The organism is Comamonas sp. UBA7840 (assembly GCF_002501455.1).
GTDB classification, from domain to species: Bacteria; Pseudomonadota; Gammaproteobacteria; order Burkholderiales; family Burkholderiaceae_C; genus Comamonas; species Comamonas jiangduensis.
The window spans coordinates 38603-53504 of sequence record NZ_DLTI01000039.1; the positions used below are offsets into that span (position 1 = coordinate 38603).

A 14902-nucleotide genomic window follows, 5' to 3' on the forward strand; every position below is an offset into this window, starting at 1 on the left:
TTCACTGCACTCACAAAGCGTGTGTATTCCATACCTTCGTTCGACAAAGGAGTGAGAAAACCATGGAAATTGTTGAAAAACTCAATGCTCTCAGCACCAAGCTGCAAAGCATTCAAGCCACGATTCAAACCGAAGAAGCCACCAAAAATGCGTTGGTCATGCCCTTCATCCAATCTGTACTTGGATACGACGTTTTTGATCCGCACGAAGTTGTCCCCGAGTTCACGTGCGATGTCGGCACCAAAAAAGGGGAAAAAATTGACTATGCCATTTTGAAGAACGACGAGGTGCAAATTCTCATTGAGTGCAAAAAGCTCGGTGAAACTTTGAACGTCAACCATGCTTCGCAGTTATTCCGCTACTTTCACGTTACGACTGCTCGCATCTCCATACTGACGAATGGTCGCCACTATAAGTTTTTCACCGATTTGGATGCCGTCAACAAAATGGATGAAAAGCCATTTTTAGAACTGGATCTGCTGGATCTTGATGAGCATGTGATTCCCGAGCTCGCCAAGCTGACCAAGACCGCCTTTGACCTGGAATCCATCATCAACTCGGCCGAAGAGCTGAAGTACATCAGCCAAATCAAGAAGCAACTGGCCAATGAATTCACCCTCCCCTCAGAAGCCCTCGTCAAACTGATTTGCGCCCGCGTGTACGACGGTATCGTGACGCAAAAAGTACGGGACCAATTCACGGCGTTGACCCGAAAAGCCATGGTGCAGTTTTTGAATGACCAGATCAATGACCGCCTCAAGAATGCACTGCACGGCACATCACCCGCTTTGCTAGTGCCCGCGGCTGCGCATATGCCAGCGCAAGCCCCCACCTTGGCGCCCAGCGAAGCCAGCGGCGATGCTGGCGACGACCACGCTGTGGAAACCACGGTGGAGGAGCTGGAGGGCTTCCACATTGTGCGGGCCATCGTGCGCAAGGTGATCGACGTCAAGCGCGTGCACTACAGAGACACACAAAGCTATTTCGGCATCTTGGTGGATGACAACAACCGTCGCCCTATCTGCCGCCTGCACTTCAACCGCAGCCAAAAATACATTGGGTTGATGGACGAACACCGCGTGGAAAAACGCCACCCCATCAACGGACTGGACGATATCTATGCGTTCACCACCGCGCTGCGCAACGCCGCCAAACAGTACACAGAAGAAAGCATCGAAACACCGTAAAGAAATTTTTATAGCTTCTTACGCTTACGAAACAAAGGGTTCAGATACAAATCTATCTGAACCCTTTTGGTATCAAGCGCTAGCAGCTCTTATTTTGATGAGCACATGGATCATTAATGCGCCTTCTCCCAGTTCTGCCCCACCCCCACTTCGGCCAGCAACGGCACCGATAGCTGCGCCACATCCGCCATCACTGCGGGGATGTGTGCACGCAGCCAGTCGGCTTCGCTGGCGGGCAGCTCAAACACCAGTTCGTCGTGCACCTGCATGATGACCATGATGCCGGGCTTCTCCGCATCCAGCTTGGCCTGCACGGCCACCATGGCTTTCTTGATCAAATCGGCGGCCGTGCCCTGCATGGGCGCATTGATGGCCGCGCGCTCGGCGGCTTTCTTGCGCGGGCCGCTGCCACCGTTGATCTCAGGCAGGTACAAACGTCGGCCAAACACGGTTTCCACATAGCCTTGGGCATGGGCCAGGGCCACGGTTTCGTCCATGTAGCGCTTCACGCCGGGATAACGCTGGAAGTATTTGTCGATGTAAGCGGCCGCGGCCTTGGTCTCGATGCCCAGATTTTTGGCCAAGCCAAAGCTGCTCATGCCGTAAATCAGGCCAAAGTTAATCACTTTGGCGTAGCGGCGCTGCTCGCTGGTCACCTCATCCACGCGCACGCCAAAGACTTCGGCTGCGGTGGCCTTGTGCACGTCCAGACCGTGCTTGAAGGCGTTGAGCAGCGCCTCATCGCCACTGAGGTGAGCCATGATGCGCAGCTCAATTTGCGAGTAGTCGGCGCTGGCAATCAGCTTGCCTTCTGGGGCCACAAAGGCTTCGCGCACGCGGCGCCCTTCAGGGGTGCGCACGGGAATGTTTTGCAGGTTCGGATCGTTGCTGGACAGGCGCCCGGTCACGGCCACGGCCTGCGCATAGTGCGTGTGCACACGGCCGGTGCGCGGCAGCGCCATTTGCGCCAGCTTGTCGGTGTACGTGCCTTTGAGTTTGGACAGGCTGCGGTGCTCCAGCAACTTGGCGGGCAGCGGGTAGTATTCGGCCAGTTTTTCCAGCACCTCTTCGTCCGTGCTGCGTGCGCCGGTGGCGGTTTTCTTCACCACGGGCATGCCCAGCTTGTCAAAGAAGATTTCGCCCAGCTGCTTGGGAGATGCCAAATTGAAGGGCTGGCCCGCAATCTCATACGCCTCGTTTTCGAGCTGCAGAATGCGCGCGCCCAAGTCATTGCTCTGGCGCGCCAGCTCTCCGGCGTCAATGCGTACACCGTTGCGCTCAATGCGGAACAGCGCTTCGCTGGTCTGCATCTCCAATTCATAGATCTGCAGCAAGCCGGCGTTGGCCTGAATTTGCGGCCACAGCACGCCATGTACGTCCAGGGTTTGATCGGAATCTTCGCAACTGTAAGCCGCCGCTTGGTCTACAGGCACCTGCGCAAACGGAATCTGGCCCTTGCCCTTGCCGCACAGTGCTTCATAGGTGATGCCGGTGCGGTTCACGTGGCGCAGCGCCAGGCTGGTCAGGTTGTGGGGGCGGTGCACTTCCAGCACATAGGACTGCAGCATGGTGTCGTGCGCATAGCCGCGCACGGTGATGCCGTGGTTGGCAAACACATGCTGGTCGTACTTCACGTGCTGGCCCAGCTTTTTCTTGCTGGCGTCTTCCAGCCATGGCTTGAGCTGCGCCAACACCCAATCCATACGCAGTTGTTGCGGCACCTCCATGCCTTCGTGGCGCAGCGGAATGTAGGCCGCCTCACCCACCTGCACGCTCAAGCTGATACCGACGATCTGCGCCACCATTTCATCGAGTGAATCGGTTTCGGTATCAATCGCCGTCAAGTCGGCAGCATTGATTTTGGCCAGCCAGCTGTGGAACTGATCTTCGGTGAGGATGGTGGTGTAAACCACATCGCGCTGCTGGGCAACCACGGCCACTTCGGTGGCGGCTGCGTCGTCCATGTCAAACATATCGCCCTGGGGCGAGGCGGCAGCAGGCTTGGCCGCTTTCTCTGCTTTGGATGGGGCGGCGGGTTCATCGACAGCGGCGCTGGCGGCACTAGCTGCGCTGGCGACACTGGCAATGGCCCGTGCCAGGCCTTTGAAGCCGTACTGCTCATAAAACGGCAGCAGCTGGGCGTTGTCTGGCGCATCCAGCGTGATGTCGTCCAACGCGGGCAGACCCGGAATGTAGTCGGTCAACTCGCAGTCGGTTTTCATGGTCACCAACTGGCGGCTCAGCGCCAGCTGGCCGTTGGCAATCGCTTCGCGCAGGTTGTTGCCCGCCACGCCCTTGATGGCATCAGCGTTGGCAATCAGGTTGTCCAGGGAGCCGTATTCCTCCAGCCATTTGGCAGCCGTCTTGGGGCCTACCTTGGTCACGCCGGGCACGTTGTCCACGGTGTCGCCCACCAAGGCCTGGTAATCAATCATCTTCTCGGGGGGCACACCAAACTCGGCCGTAACCCCTGCCACATCGCGGCGCTTGCCGTTCATGGTGTCTATGATGGTGATGCGCTCGTTGACCAGCTGGCTCAAGTCCTTGTCGCCGCTGGAGACTATCACCTCCATACCTTGGGCCGCGGCCATGTGGGCCAGCGTGGCAATCACGTCGTCGGCTTCCACGCCGGGCACCGCCAGCACTTTCCAGCCCAGCAGGTCCACCACCTGGTGGATGGGCTCGATCTGGGTGCGCAGGTCATCGGGCATGGGCGAGCGCGTGGCCTTGTACTGGTCGTACATGGCATCACGGAAGGTGGGGCCAGACGTATCGAACACGCACACCGCGTAGTCCGCCACCACGTCTTTGCGCAGCGCCTGCATCATGTTGATCATGCCGCGAATGGCACCCGTGGCCGGGCTGCTCGGGTCGCCGGGCACGGCACGCAGGTCGGGCATGGCATGGTAGGCGCGGTACAGATAGCTGGAGCCGTCTACCAGCACCAAAGTCTTGGATTTGCTCATAGCGGTCGATTGTGCCTGCCGCGCGGCACCGCTGGAATGGGAATGGTTTTGCCGTTGCACGCTTTGACCACCTGCGCCAAAGCCCAACACCGATCCCACATAGCCTGCGCGCCGCAACAGAAATACAATGGCGACATGCGCGCAGCCACCCTCCTCCTCACCTCCCTCCTGCTCTCAGCACCTGTGCTGGCACAGGACAAGGGCGAAAATTCGCCCCAACCCAATGCCCAGGCACCTGAGCAGCTCACCAAATCAGAGCAAAAAGGTGACAAGCGCAACCAGCGCATTGAGCGCATTCGGGTTGAAGACGGTGGCAGCCGCGTGGACGAGCTGCGCGTGGGCGGTGAAACCAAGAACATCACCGTGCAACCCAAGGTCGGTAATTTGCCCTCGTATGAGGTGCAGCCGCAAAACACCGAGGGCAGCGACGGCACCAATGGCCGCCGCGTCTGGCGCGCACTCCAGTTTTAAGCACTCCCATCCCTACGCCTGCTGTCGCGCCTGAGCCACAGCAGGTTTTTCATTTTTTTAGCCTGAGCATGGCCGTTTTTACCGAAGTCTCTGACAAAGACGCGCGCGATTTGCTGCGCCGCGTTCCCCTGGGCCAACTCACCGCACTGCGTGGCATTCAAGGTGGCATTGAAAACACCAACTACTTCCTGACGACGGATCAAGGAGAGTGGGTGTTAACTTTGTTCGAGCGCCTGAGCGCCGAGCAACTGCCGTTTTATCTGTACCTGATGAAGCACCTGGCCCACAAGGGCATCCCCGTGCCTGACCCTCAGGCCGACGAGAAAAGCGGCGACATCCTGCACAAGGTCTGCGGCAAGCCTGCCGCCATCGTGCAAAAACTGCGTGGCCAAAGCCAGCTGCAACCAGCGCCTATGCACTGCGCTGCCGTGGGAGACATGCTGGCCAAAATGCACCTGGCAGGCCAAGACTACGACCGCGAGCAACCCAATCTGCGGGGCCTGCCCTGGTGGAATGCCACGGTGCCCACCGTCTTGCCCCACCTGGAACAAGACGCTGCAGACCTGCTGCAGGCCGAGCTGGCTTTCCAGAACCACACTGCCGCCTCCAGCGCCTACCAGGCCCTGCCCCGTGGCCCTGTGCATGCAGACCTGTTCCGCGACAACGTGATGTTTGATGGTGAAGCACTCACCGGGTTCTTTGACTTTTACTTTGCGGGCTGCGACACCTTCCTGTTCGACCTGTGTGTATGCCTCAATGACTGGTGCATTGACCACGCCACGGGCGCGCACGATGCGGCCAAGGCCCAGGCCATGATTGATGCCTACCAGGCGGTGCGCCCGCTGGAAGCCGCAGAGCGCCAGCTGTTCAACGCCATGCTGCGTGCCGGGGCGCTGCGCTTTTGGATCTCGCGCCTGTGGGATTACTACCTGCCGCGCGAAGCCGCCATGCTGGTGCCCCACGACCCCACGCACTTTGAGCGCGTGCTGCGCCAGCGCGTGGCCTACCCCGTTGTCCTGGCCTAAAGCACGGCACGCACGCCCTGCGCGGGCGCTGCAGCTGTACAGCCTGGGCAGCAGCAGCCCTACACCCTGCTCCACCCCAGGGCAGTGGGGTACAGTTCACCGCGTGGCAAGTGCTGCCGTTTGCAGCCTTAGGCTTGCCTCTTTACAGACATGAAACTTCATATCGTTCCTGCCAGTACCGGCCTGCAATGGGTCAAACTCGGCATGCAAACCTTCTGGCGCCAGCCCATGGCGCTGACTGCGCTGCTGTTCATCAGCATGGCGGCCGTGTCCCTGATCGGCATGTTCCCCATCCTCGGCCCTTACGCCGCACTCATTCTCATGCCCTCGGTGTTCTTGGTCATGATGCTGGGCGCTGCCGAAGTCTCGCAAGACCGCGCACCCCGCCCCAATCTGGTGCTTGCGCCTTTTCGCGGGGGCAAAACCCACATCCAGTCTCTGCTGATTTTGGGCGTGTTCTACAGCGTGGGCATTGTGCTGATTACGCTGCTGACCTCGCTGTTTGACGACGGCACGCTGGCCAAAATGTCGCTGGGCAACGAACCCATGACGCCCGAGCTGGCCGAAGAGCTGGTGCAGCAACCTGGCTTTCAAATCGCGCTGTGGGGCGGCTTTGCGCTGTACAACCTGCTGGCCATGCTGATGTGGCATGCCCCTGCACTGGTGCACTGGCACGGCGTCTCCCCGGTCAAAGCCATCTTCTTCAGCGTGATTGCCTGTGTGCGCAATTTCCGCGCCTTCCTGATGTATGCGCTGGGCTGGTTTGGTCTGGCAGTTGGCGCGGGCTTGGCCCTGTCGCTGGTGACCTTGCTGCTGTCGGCACTGCTGGGCTCTGCCGTCAATCTGGCGGCCAGCATTTTGACCATCATGCTGGGCATGGCCCTGGTCACCATGTTTTTAACTTCTGCAGTGTTCACCTTCCGCGACTGCTTCTCGCCCCCCGACCATGAGCGCACGCTGCACGTGGACGATGTGACGTACGACTACAAATAAGCCGCATCCGCCGCCAATCACCATCAAAAAAGGACGCTCACCAGCGTCCTTTTTTGTGCCTGCAGGCAGGCGCGGGCGCCCGCCCGTTCAATCCACCACCGTCAGCTTGGCAATCGCCAGCGCCAGCCACTTGGTGCCGTGGCGCGGAAAGCTGATTTGCGCACGGGCATCGTCGCCCGTGCCTTCCACCGCCAGCACTTTGCCTTCGCCAAACTTGGTGTGGAACACGGACTTGCCTTTGACAATCCCGTGGCCAGGCACGGCTTTTTGCACGGGCACGACCGGGTTGGCAAAGATTTCCGGGCCTTTCGGCGTATATGCGCCAAATTGGCCTCTAGCGCCCGTCCCATAAGCGCCAGCAGCTGCACTTTTAGGTGCAAAACTCCCAAATCCAGCCTTGGCACTGAGCCACTTGAGTGCGCCTTCGGGCAGCTCATCCAGAAAACGGCTGGGCAAGTTGAACGTGGTGCGGCCATGCAGCATGCGGCTTTGCGAATGGCTCAAGTACAGGCGCTTGCGCGCGCGGGTGATGGCCACGTACATCAGGCGGCGCTCTTCTTCCAGACCACCCTTGTCGCTCATGGCGTTTTCGTGGGGAAACAAGCCCTCTTCCAGCCCGCCGATGAACACCACGTCAAACTCCAGCCCCTTGCTGGCGTGCACCGTCATCAGCTGTACGGCGTCTTGCCCGGCCTGGGCCTGGTTGTCGCCCGCCTCCAGCGCCGCATGCACCAAGAAGGCTTGCAGGGGCGAGAGGGTTTCACCGGTTTCGGCATCGGTGCCCGCTGCGGCCCCCACGCCGCCCAAAGGCAAGTCCAGCATGGGCAAGCTGCTATCAATACCTTGGCTGGCGGGGCTTTGCGTCAGTGCTTTGCCCGTTTCATCCACCGGCAGCGCCACGGCATCCTTGCCAAACCCTTCCTGGGTGACAAAGCTTTCGGCCGCGTTGATCAACTCCTTCAAGTTTTCAATGCGGTCAGCGCCTTCTTTTTCGGTGCTGTAAAAATCAATCAGACCACTGACTTCCAGCATGCGCTCGATGGTCTGGCGCAGGGTTTTGCCTTCGGTTTCCTCGCGCAGCACATCGATCTTGGCCACAAAACCTTGCAGCTTGGTGCCCGCAGCGCCGCCCACGGCGGTGACGGCGTCGCTCAAGGAGCAGCCCGCCGCACGCGCGGTTTCTTGCAGGGTTTCAATGCTGCGCGCGCCAATGCCGCGTGCGGGAAAGTTCACCACCCGCAAAAAACTGGTTTCGTCGTGCGGGTTCTCAATCAGGCGCAAATAGGCCAGCGCATGCTTGACCTCAGCACGTTCAAAAAAGCGCATGCCGCCATACACGCGGTAGGGAATGCCGGCGTTGAACAGCTTGCTTTCAATCACCCGGCTTTGGGCGTTGCTGCGGTAGAGGATGGCGATTTCCTGGCGGCTGTAACCGTCATTGCGCACCAGGTCTTTGATCTCACCGACGATCCAGCTGGCCTCATCCAAGTCGGTGGGCGACTCCATCACGCGCACCGGCTCACCGGCGCCTTGGTCGGTGCGCAGGTTCTTGCCCAGGCGCTGGCTGTTGTGCTCGATCAGCGCGTTGGCGCTGTCCAAAATATTGCCGTAGCTGCGGTAGTTTTGCTCCAGCTTGATCTGGTGCTGCACGCCAAACTCGCGCACAAAATCACTCATATTGCCCACGCGCGCGCCGCGGAAGGCGTAGATGCTCTGGTCATCGTCCCCCACGGCCAGCACACTGGAGCTGCCTTGCAGCTGGCCATTGACCATCTCACCGGCCAGCTGTTTCAGCCAGGCGTACTGCAGCTTGTTGGTGTCCTGAAACTCGTCCACCAAGATGTAGCGAAAGCGCCGCTGGTAATGCTGGCGCAGGTGTACATCGTCACGCAGCAGCTCAAAGCTGCGCAGCATCAGCTCGCCAAAGTCCACCACGCCTTCGCGCTGGCATTGCTCTTCGTAGAGCTGGTACAGCTCCACCTTCTTTTTGGTGTCCGGATCGGCCGCCACCACGTCTTTGGGGCGCATGCCCTCTTCCTTGCAGCCGGCAATGAACCAGCCCAGCTGCTTGGGCGGAAAGCGCTCATCGTCCACGTTGTACTGCTTGCACAGGCGTTTGATGGCCGAGAGCTGGTCCTGCGTGTCCAGAATCTGAAATGTGGCGGGCAGCCCCGCCGCCTGGTGGTGGGCCCGCAGCAAGCGGTTGCACAGGCCGTGGAAAGTGCCAATCCACATGCCGCGCACGTTGTAAGGCAGCATGGCCGACAGGCGCGTGTTCATCTCCTTGGCGGCCTTGTTCGTGAACGTCACGGCCATGATGCCGCCGGGCGAGACCTGCCCGGTCTGTAGCAGCCACGCAATGCGTGTGGTCAGCACCCGCGTCTTGCCCGAACCTGCGCCCGCCAGCACCAGTGCATGGCCTTGCGGCAGGGTCACGGCGGCACGCTGTTCGTCGTTCAAGCCTTGCAGCAAGGGCGAATTCTGGGAAGGGGGCGTGCCGTCATGGGCACCGTCAAGCAGGTCGATGGGGAACATAGCCCTCCATTGTAGAAAGTGCCGCCGCCCCTTGGGCGCAGCCGTGCATGCAGCCTGCCCCCACAGCGGTATACACCTAGGCGTATAGCGTTCATTCACCCCAGCCTGTACTGCGTGCATGCCCCGACGTATAGAATCAATCACCGGGCCCAAGTTTTTGTGGTCCGGTTTTTTTTGGCCCAAATTTTTGTCGGGGCCAGCCAAACCGGGCACCAAGCCAAGCGCCTTTCTTTTGAAATGCAGGTGGGTGAGACTCCCGCCATGACCTTTTTCTGGAGCTTGGAACCATGGAAATCTTCGACTACGACAACATCCTGCTGCTGCCCCGCAAGTGCCGCGTGGAAAGCCGCTCGGAGTGCAACGCCAGCGTAGAGCTGGGTGGCCGCACTTTCCGACTGCCTGTCGTGCCTGCCAACATGAAGACCGTGTTGGACGAGAAGATCTGTAAGTATTTGGCGCAGCACGGTTACTTCTACGTGATGCACCGTTTTGACATCGACAACGTCCAGTTCACCAAGGACATGCAGTCGCAAGGCCTGTACGCCTCGATCTCGCTGGGTGTCAAACCCGCCGACTACGCCACCGTCGACAAGTTTGTGGAGCAGGAAATCTGCCCAGAGTACATCACCATCGACATCGCCCATGGCCATGCCGACAGCGTGAAGAACATGATCCAGTACCTGAAGGCCAAGATCCCTGACGCCTTCGTGATTGCCGGCAACGTGGCCACCCCCGAAGCCGTGATTGACCTGGAAGCCTGGGGCGCCGACGCGACCAAGGTGGGCGTAGGCCCCGGCAAGGTGTGTATCACCAAGCTCAAGACCGGTTTTGGCACGGGCGGCTGGCAGTTGTCGGCCCTGAAGTGGTGCGCGCGCGTGGCCACCAAGCCCATCATTGCCGACGGCGGTATCCGCAGCCATGGTGACATTGCCAAGAGCATTCGCTTTGGCGCCACCATGGTGATGATCGGCTCCCTGTTTGCAGGCCATGAAGAGTCGCCCGGCAAGACCGTGGAAGTGGATGGCGAGTTGTACAAGGAATACTACGGCTCGGCGTCGGACCACAACAAGGGTGAGTACAAGCACGTGGAAGGCAAGCGCATTCTGGAGCCCATCAAAGGCCCGCTGAAGAACACGCTGATCGAGATGGAGCAAGACGTGCAGTCCTCCATCAGCTATGCCGGCGGCACCAAGCTGATGGACATCCGCAAGGTCAACTACGTCATCTTGGGCGGCGACAACGCCGGTGAACACCTGCTGATGTAAATCCGCAGTCTCCCCCTTCAAAAAGCTGCCTCGTGCAGCTTTTTTTACGCCTGCATTGAGCGCGCAGTAGCAACCGCTGCTGCTGCCTGCGGGCTATGTAAACCTACGTAAAGAAATTGCAAACACCCGCAACAGTTTGTAGCCATGACGAACTTTTACAGCGAAGCAAGCACCAACACTACGCAAGTTCATTTGTTTGATTGGAGTTCCTACATGAAGAAAAAAATCATCGCTTCTCTGCCTTTGTTGGCCATGGCAACCACCGGTGCTGCATTTGCGCAGTCGTCCGTGCAGTTGTACGGCAACATCGACCAGGCAGTGACTGTGGTCGATGGGCAAAACACATGGTCTGGCCTGAACTCTGGGGGCAACAAAGACAGCTACTTTGGCCTGCGCGGCACCGAAGATCTGGGCAACGGCCTGAAAGCGCAGTTTGTACTGGAGTCGGGCATCAATGCAGACACCGGCAATGGGGACAGCGGCAGCGGTCTGGACTTCAAGCGCCGCGCCACCGTGGGCCTGCTGGGCAACTTCGGTGAAGTACACCTGGGCCGCGATGAAACCGCCGCCTACAAGGCGATGCAGCGCTATGACGTGTTCAACCACGCCGGCATCGGCGGCACGCAATCCTGGGGGCTGGGCAACAACGATGACAAGCGCAAAGACAACCTGATTGGCTACGTCTCGCCCAACTTTGGCGGCCTGACCTTCGCGGCCAACTATGCGTTCGGTGAGCAGTCCAACAGCACCTGGAAGACCAAGGCTTACTACGACGCCGCCGTGTCTTACGCACAAGGCCCATGGTCTGCCACTTTTGCGGCGGAACAGCAAAACAACAGCCTGCTGGGTGGCCTGGACACGCGCCAACGCTCTTACGCACTGGGCGCAGGCTATGACTTTGGCGTTGTCAAAATGGTGGGCGCTTACCGCCAGACCAACAACCAGCCCCAAGGCATGGCGGACTACAAGGACAAGACCTACACATTAGGTGCAGCGGCCCCCGTGGGCGCCGCAGGTGTGGTGAAGGCTTCGTACAACCGCTACGAGCGCCACAACATGGCCAGCCTGGATGCGCAAAAGGCCGACCAGTTCTCACTGGGCTATGAGCACAACCTGTCCAAGCGCACCGCGCTGTACGGCACGTACTCCTACCTGAAGAACAAGGACGGCGGCACCATGAGCCTGGTGGCTGACTCGGGCGCCACCCTGAGCGACAGCGGCAAACAGCATGCCGTGCAAGTGGGTCTGCGCCACTCCTTCTAAGGTGTGAACTTCCTGGTGGGGAAAGGAGTCCTTCGGGGCTCCTTTTTCACTACCTGAATTGATAGCTTCCAGCGCTTGAAACACAAGGGCTGGAAGCTATTTTCTTGTGTCATTCCGGACATGGCCGCACGCGCCTGCACTGCGCCATTCGCCATCTGCACACGGCTTTGGCTGGTGCGTTCAGGGCAGATAGGGAGAAAGCGGCACAATCGGTGCCTTAGTTTGTGCGTGTGCCCGGATTTCTATGCTGAAAATCAGAAACTACGGAAAATTCATTTCCATCAATATCTTGATAGCGTCGCTGATCGCTACCCGTTATTTTCATTTTTTGCCTGAAATACCAGACAGCCTGCTCGACTGGCTGTTCATCATCACAGGCACGTTCTCTCAGATGGCGCTGCTGGGCGCCGCCGTGGCATTGCTGGCGCTGCCTTGTGCCTTTTTGCCAGGGCTGGCCCGCAAACTCAGCATTTCTGCCGCAGCAACGCTGGTGATTGCGCTACTCTTTGTAGACACAAATGTGTTTGCACAGTACCGCTTCCACATCAATGCGGTGGTGCTGGAGATGTTCATGGCCGGCCAGGTGATTGAGTTCCCCATCTCCATGTGGCTGATGGCGGGGGCTGGCATTATCTTGCTGTGGGCACTGGAATATGGGCTGCTGCATTTTCTGGAACGCAGCCCCACTGCGCAAAGCCTCAAGACCACGCGCAAATTCGGCATGCTGGCCATTCTGTCGCTGCTGACATGCAACTCCATGCATGTCTGGGCTGCAGCCCACGCTTACCAGCCCATCACCCAGATCAAGCGCTACCTGCCGCTGTTCTATCCTGCCACCTCCAACAGCACCATGCGCAAATATGGCTGGGTGGACGAAGAAGCGCTGGAGCGCCAGAAACTACTGACCGCACAAAAGCAAAACAGCGATTTGCGCTACCCCGTCCAACCGCTGCAAGTGACTGCCGTGGAAAAGCCGGTGAACCTGGTTTTCTTGGTCATCGACTCCTGGCGGGCAGAAACCTTCAATGCGGAAAACACGCCCAACTTGTGGAAATTTGCGCAGTCAGGCCGCATGCTGAACCAGCACATGTCAACGGGCAATGCCACACGCGTAGGCATTTTCGGCATGTTTTACGGGCTACCCGGCTCCTACTGGCACAGCATGCTGGACAACCGCACCAGCCCGCTGTTCATGGATCGCCTTCAGGCGCTGAACTACCAACTCGGCATTTTTGCTTCCGCACAGCTCAACAATCCCGAGTTTGACCAGACGGTGTTCTCCAAGGTTCCCAACCTGCGCACCGCCAGCCCCGGCGCCACCGTCGTCGAGCGCGACATCGCCATCACGAATGAATGGATCGACTGGTTCAAGCACAGCAACCCCAACCAGCCCTCTTTCTCGTTCCTGTTCTACGATGCGCCGCACGGCTACGAATACCCCAAGGACTACCCGCACCGCTACGAACCCCTGCCACAGCGGCTGGACTACACACAGCGCACCCCGGGTGCCGACACACAGCCCTGGATCAACGCATACAAGACCAGCGTGCATTTTGTCGACAGCCAGGCCAAAAAAGTACTCGACACCCTGCAAGCCTCGGGTGCGCTGGACAACACCATCGTCATCATTACCGGCGACCACGGCGAAGAAATCAACGACAACGGCCTGAACTACTGGGGCCACAACAGCAACTTCTCCGACATACAGGTGAAAGTGCCGTTTGTGATGGTGGGCCAAGGGCTGGCAACCGATGCGCGCTGGCAAGGCCTTTTCACCAGCCACGCAGACATCGTGCCGACCCTGATGAAGAACTACCTCGGGGTGCAAAACCCGGCGCAGGATTTTTCTACCGGGATTGACCTGCTGGGTACACCCAGCGATCGCGACTGGCTGCTGTCCTCTGGCTACAGCCAATACGCCATCGTTGGCAAAGACCGCATTCTGGAAGTCGGCTCGGCAGGACAGTTCCAACTGGTCGACAAGCGCTACCGGCCACTCAAAGACTCGCCCAACTTTGAGCATGTGCAGCAGGCGATGGAACAGATGAGCCGTTTCAACAAATAAATAGGCGGGCATGGGCAGCGCTGGTTCTGCCCCTTCAACATACTGCCGATATACCCTCAAACAGGCGCTGCCGCTTGTTCTGCGGGCGCTGGTAGTTACAAAAACAAAAGGAGCCATTCGGCTCCTTTTGTCATTCTGTGCTAGGGCTGAAAAGCTTTTTACAGCTTGCCCACCATTTCTGGCACTGCCGCAAACAGGTCGGCTTCCAGACCGTAGTCCGCCACCGAGAAGATCGGCGCTTCGGGGTCCTTGTTGATCGCCACGATCACCTTGGAGTCCTTCATGCCGGCCAGGTGCTGGATGGCACCGGAGATACCGGCAGCAATGTACAGCTGGGGCGCCACGATCTTGCCGGTCTGGCCCACCTGCAGGTCGTTGGGGGCGTAGCCCGCATCGACGGCCGCACGGCTGGCACCGATGGCGGCGCCCAGCTTGTCGGCCAGGGGGGTGATGACTTCGTTGAACTTCTCGGCGCTGCCCAGGGCACGGCCACCGGAGACGATGATCTTGGCGGCAGTGAGTTCGGGGCGGTCGCTCTTGGTCACTTCACGGCCCACGAAGGCGCTCTTGCCAGCGTCGGCCACAGCGGCGGCTGTTTCCACCGTCGCAGAACCACCGGTGGCTGCTGCGGCGTCAAAGCCGGTGCCACGCACGGTGATGACCTTGGTAGCGTCAGCGCTTTGCACGGTGGCAATGGCGTTGCCCGCGTAGATGGGGCGCTCGAAGGTGTCAGCGGCTATCACGGCGGTGATGTCGCTGATCTGGGCGACGTCCAGCTTGGCAGCCACGCGAGGGGCGGCGTTTTTGCCGCTGGCGGTGGCGGGGAACAGGATGTGGCTGTAGTTGCCAGCAATGGCCAGCACCTGGGCGGCGATGTTCTCGGCCAGGCCGTCCTTGAGGCTGGCGCCATCGGCGTGGATGACCTTGGACACACCGGCGATCTGGGCGGCTGCAGCGGCTGCAGCAGCGGCGCCTTCACCGGCGACCAGCACGTGCACGTCACCACCGCAGGCCTTGGCCGCGGTTACGGTGTTGAGGGTGGCGCCCTTGATGGAGGCGTTGTCGTGTTCAGCGATTACGAGAGAAGTCATATCAACTCCAAAATTCTTTACGTTCTTGCGAAGTCTGCGCA

The 14902-nt window shown here is 59.4% G+C and carries 10 protein-coding genes; 7 read left to right on the forward strand and 3 right to left on the reverse strand.

What is annotated here, in order from left to right; all coding sequences use genetic code 11:
- The first annotated feature begins 62 nt into the window (after window positions 1-62).
- Window positions 63-1187, forward strand: coding sequence for a type I restriction endonuclease (locus B3R00_RS14605; protein ID WP_286999622.1), 1125 nt, complete (start codon window positions 63-65; stop codon window positions 1185-1187).
- 113 nt (window positions 1188-1300) lie between these two features.
- Here the strand turns inward: B3R00_RS14605 and polA are convergent, their stop codons facing one another.
- The gene (gene polA, locus B3R00_RS14610; RefSeq protein ID WP_286999623.1) at window positions 1301-4153 is read right to left on the reverse strand and encodes a DNA polymerase I; all 2853 of its coding nucleotides are present in this window, start codon (window positions 4151-4153) and stop codon (window positions 1301-1303) included.
- Between the two features lie 135 nt (window positions 4154-4288).
- On the opposite strand from polA, the gene B3R00_RS14615 reads away from it, so the two are divergent.
- The 3 genes from B3R00_RS14615 to B3R00_RS14625 all read left to right on the forward strand — a co-directional run bounded on the left by B3R00_RS14615 (window position 4289) and on the right by B3R00_RS14625 (window position 6642).
- The gene (locus B3R00_RS14615) at window positions 4289-4624 is read left to right on the forward strand and encodes a hypothetical protein (RefSeq protein WP_219162768.1); all 336 of its coding nucleotides are present in this window, start codon (window positions 4289-4291) and stop codon (window positions 4622-4624) included.
- Window positions 4625-4692: 68 nt separating this feature from the next.
- Entirely contained in the window at window positions 4693-5649 is a 957-nt protein-coding gene (locus B3R00_RS14620) for a homoserine kinase (protein WP_284213108.1), read from the forward strand.
- A 150-nt stretch (window positions 5650-5799) separates the two neighbouring features.
- Window positions 5800-6642 carry a BPSS1780 family membrane protein gene (locus B3R00_RS14625; RefSeq protein WP_174863015.1) on the forward strand — a complete coding sequence of 281 codons (843 nt, stop codon included), beginning with the start codon at window positions 5800-5802 and terminating at the stop codon, window positions 6640-6642.
- Between the two features lie 87 nt (window positions 6643-6729).
- On the opposite strand, the gene B3R00_RS14630 is transcribed toward B3R00_RS14625, so the two are convergent.
- Window positions 6730-9177 (reverse strand): UvrD-helicase domain-containing protein, encoded by a 2448-nt coding sequence (locus tag B3R00_RS14630; protein WP_286999624.1) that lies wholly within the window; start codon window positions 9175-9177, stop codon window positions 6730-6732.
- A 287-nt stretch (window positions 9178-9464) separates the two neighbouring features.
- Here B3R00_RS14630 and B3R00_RS14635 point away from each other — a divergent pair, with 287 nt between their 5' ends.
- From B3R00_RS14635 to B3R00_RS14645, 3 genes are all read left to right on the forward strand, one after another.
- Window positions 9465-10442 carry a GMP reductase gene (locus tag B3R00_RS14635; protein WP_286999625.1) on the forward strand — a complete coding sequence of 326 codons (978 nt, stop codon included), beginning with the start codon at window positions 9465-9467 and terminating at the stop codon, window positions 10440-10442.
- 213 nt (window positions 10443-10655) lie between these two features.
- On the forward strand, window positions 10656-11705 hold the full coding sequence (locus tag B3R00_RS14640) for a porin (protein WP_284213106.1): 1050 nt from the start codon (window positions 10656-10658) through the stop codon (window positions 11703-11705).
- Between the two features lie 244 nt (window positions 11706-11949).
- Window positions 11950-13770 (forward strand): DUF3413 domain-containing protein, encoded by a 1821-nt coding sequence (locus tag B3R00_RS14645; RefSeq protein WP_286999626.1) that lies wholly within the window; start codon window positions 11950-11952, stop codon window positions 13768-13770.
- 158 nt (window positions 13771-13928) lie between these two features.
- Here the strand turns inward: B3R00_RS14645 and B3R00_RS14650 are convergent, their stop codons facing one another.
- The gene (locus tag B3R00_RS14650) at window positions 13929-14861 is read right to left on the reverse strand and encodes an electron transfer flavoprotein subunit alpha/FixB family protein (protein ID WP_286999628.1); all 933 of its coding nucleotides are present in this window, start codon (window positions 14859-14861) and stop codon (window positions 13929-13931) included.
- Window positions 14862-14902: the final 41 nt, after the last annotated feature.